This window comes from Lysobacter claricitrinus (assembly GCF_045866565.1).
Taxonomy (GTDB): Bacteria; Pseudomonadota; Gammaproteobacteria; order Xanthomonadales; family Xanthomonadaceae; genus Cognatilysobacter; species Cognatilysobacter claricitrinus.
Window position 1 is genome coordinate 1 of sequence record NZ_BAAFZV010000022.1, and the last position, 2,885, is coordinate 2,885.

Sequence of the window (2,885 nt, forward strand, 5' to 3'; positions counted from 1 at the left end):
GAGGAACACGCCGAGCACGGTGTCGACACCGTTGCTCACCGCCATCTCCAGCGACTGCTTCGGCATGTCCATCAACCGGCCCATCGAACCCTTGATCACGAGCGCGGCGATGCCGCCGATCAACAGCAGGCGCNNGCAGCGAGCGACCGAGTTCGGCGAACGACTCCTTGCCGTACATGCGCGACAGCCCCGCCATCGGGCTCAGGCGGGTGAGGTCGGCCTTCAGCGCCGCACTCGAAAAGCGCAGCCCGCTCATCAATGCGGGCGCGATGAAGCAGCCGCCGAGTGCGGCGAGGATCNNGGGCAGCACCAGCGCGGCCGCGGTCTTGGCCGCGTAGACGGGCAGACGGTTCGGATCGTTGATCAGCGACGGGTCGAACTGCAGCGCGTTGTGCATCCAGTCGCGAGACGCCGAGCCGATGTGCGGCCCGGTGATCTTCAACGCCAGCGTCGCGCAGCCCAGCACCGCCACGTTCGCGAGTTCCTTCGAGCGCGGCACGTCGCCGCGCTCGCGGGCGTCCCGCAATCGCTTTTCTGATGGGGCTTCGGTGCGGTCTTCGTTGTCGGTCTCGGACATCGCAGCAGGTCAGCCGGTGAGGGCCCGGGCCGCCTGGAAGGCGTCTCCGAAAAGCCGTTGCACCGGGCCCTGCAATTCCCTTGCCAACGCCATCAGCAGCAGCAGGCCGACCAGCAGCGCGATCGGGAAGCCCATCGACATCGGGCTGAGCTGCTGCGCCGCCTTCGAGAGCACGCCGATGGCCACGTTCACCGCCAGCAGCGCCATCATCACCGGCAGGGCCAGCAGCAGGCCGGTGCGCAGCGCCACGCCGAAGAATTCCGGGACCGACTGCACGAACGCGCCCCAGTCGGGAATGGGCGCGCCGACGGGCATCGAGCCGTAGCTGTCGAACAGCAGCTGCACCAGCGCGAGGTGGCCGTCGGTGGTGAAGAACACCAGCCCGAACGCGAGGAAGAACCACTGCGAGATCACCGGCGACGACGTGCCGCTGAGCGGGTTGGCCATCGTCGCGGACGCCAGGCCCATGCCCTGGCTGACCAGCTCGCCCGCGACCTCGCCCGCTTCGAACGCAATGCGCAGCATCAGCCCGATCGCGACGCCCATCGCGAATTCACGACCGACCGACAGGAACGTGGCCGCGTTTATCCCGGCCGGCGGCGGCGCCGGCAGCATCTGCGACAGGGCGGCGGAGATCGCGATCGTGAGCACCAGCCGCGAGCGCGCCGGAATGCCACGCCCGCCCACCATCGGCAACACCTGGATCGCCGCGCCGATGCGCAGCGCGTACCAGAGGATGCTGGAGAGCATGCCGAACAGGTTCAGCCCGTCGGCGGTGGTGAGGGTGACGGCGTCCATCGCGGTGGATGGATGCAAAGCGCGTTCCGCAATAGGCGAAGCGGCTTTAGGCGGCGGCTGCTTGGGTCGACTACGGCTTCGTGAGCATCTCGACGACGACCGGGTAGCGCGGCTGACCGGCCGTGAGCGGCGGTGGACGAAGCGCCAGTGCGGCGAACGTGCGCGCGAAGCACCGGGCGAGCGGGCTGCTGGGTCGCACGTCGATGTTCGACGCATGGCCGCCGCGGTCGACGTCGGCGACCAGTACGAAGTCGCCACCGCGCGCAGGGTCAGTCCCCTTCGGGACGCACGGCACGAGCGCGTGGTGGACGGCGGGCACCATCGCGGTGTCGTAGATGAAACCGGGGCGCGTGGCGACAGCGGCTTTTGCCGCGGCGACGCGAGCGTCGAAGGTCGGGGTGGCGGCGGTGGCCGCCGTCGACGTGAGAAGTGCCGCCGTGAGGAGGAGAGGCTTCATCGCACTGGGTGGTGATGTGTGCGCGTGCAGAGTGAGCGATGTCGGCTGAAGGCTTGGCGACTCACATCTGTTTCGGTGTCGGAGTCAGTATCGGTGTGCAGGGGGCGCGGCGTTCGGCCAGCAGATCAACCTCAGTTCGCCTGCAGCCGGTGATCTCGTCGTCCGACCGTCGCTGGACGCGACGGCATTCTGCCCCGCACGCGCCAGTCGCGCGTAAGCCGCGCGGCTTCACCCGATCAGCTGCGGAATCCGCTGGAACAGATCGGCGGTAAACGCGACCAGTCGCCCCAGCAGGAAATGCCCCATCACCGCGATCGTCGCGGTCAGCGCGATCGCCTTGACCACGAAACCGATCGTCTGCTCGTTGATCTGCGTCGCCGCCTGCACGACGCCGACCGCAACACCCACGCCCAATACGGCGAGCAGCGGCGGTGCGCCGAGGACCAGCGCCATTTCCAGGCCGCGGGTGATTTCCGTCATTGCGACTTCAGGCGTCATGGCTAGGTCACCGGATTGAAGGAGCCGGCGAGCGAGCCGACTACGAGCACCCAGCCGTCCACCAGAACGAACAGCAGGATCTTGAAGGGGGCCGAGACGATCATCGGCGACATCATCATCATGCCCATCGACATCAGCACGCTGGCGACGACGAGGTCGATGATCACGAACGGGATGTAGATCAGGAATGCGATCTCGAACGCGGTCTTCAGTTCGCTGGTGAGGAACGACGCAGCGAGCACGCTGAAGGGCACGTCGTTCGGCGACGCGTACGGGCCGGTGTGGGACAGGCCGGCGAACGTCATCAGATCCGTGTCGCGAACCTGCGCCAGCATGAAGCCGCGGAACGGTTGCGACGCGGCCGCCCATGCGGATTTGAAATCCATGTGGCCGTCGAGGTACGGCGAGATGCCCGACGCCCAGGCGGCGTCGAATGTCGGCGTCATCACCATGAAGGTGAGGAACAGCGCGAGCGCGAGCAGCACCTGGTTGCTCGGTGTCTGGCCGGTGCCCAACGCCTGCCGCAACAGGCCGAGCACGATGATGATGCGGGTG

5 protein-coding genes are annotated in these 2,885 nt (G+C 67.5%); all 5 read right to left on the reverse strand.

Annotation, left to right across the window (positions count from 1 at the left end; all coding sequences use genetic code 11):
- Positions 1–577: EscU/YscU/HrcU family type III secretion system export apparatus switch protein (locus ACKTTN_RS14755; RefSeq protein ID WP_407910660.1), on the reverse strand; the 577-nt coding region annotated here is incomplete at its 3' end.
- 9 nt (positions 578–586) lie between these two features.
- Positions 587–1,375 (reverse strand): flagellar biosynthetic protein FliR, encoded by a 789-nt coding sequence (gene fliR, locus ACKTTN_RS14760; protein ID WP_407910661.1) that lies wholly within the window; start codon positions 1,373–1,375, stop codon positions 587–589.
- A gap of 70 nt (positions 1,376–1,445) precedes the next feature.
- Positions 1,446–1,832 carry a hypothetical protein gene (locus tag ACKTTN_RS14765; protein WP_407910662.1) on the reverse strand — a complete coding sequence of 129 codons (387 nt, stop codon included), beginning with the start codon at positions 1,830–1,832 and terminating at the stop codon, positions 1,446–1,448.
- Between the two features lie 228 nt (positions 1,833–2,060).
- Positions 2,061–2,330, reverse strand: a complete 270-nt coding sequence (locus ACKTTN_RS14770) for a flagellar biosynthetic protein FliQ (RefSeq protein WP_027083226.1) — start codon at positions 2,328–2,330, stop codon at positions 2,061–2,063.
- Between the two features lie 2 nt (positions 2,331–2,332).
- Positions 2,333–2,885 (reverse strand): flagellar type III secretion system pore protein FliP (fliP, locus tag ACKTTN_RS14775; protein WP_407910663.1); only part of this gene is annotated, 553 nt, incomplete at its 5' end.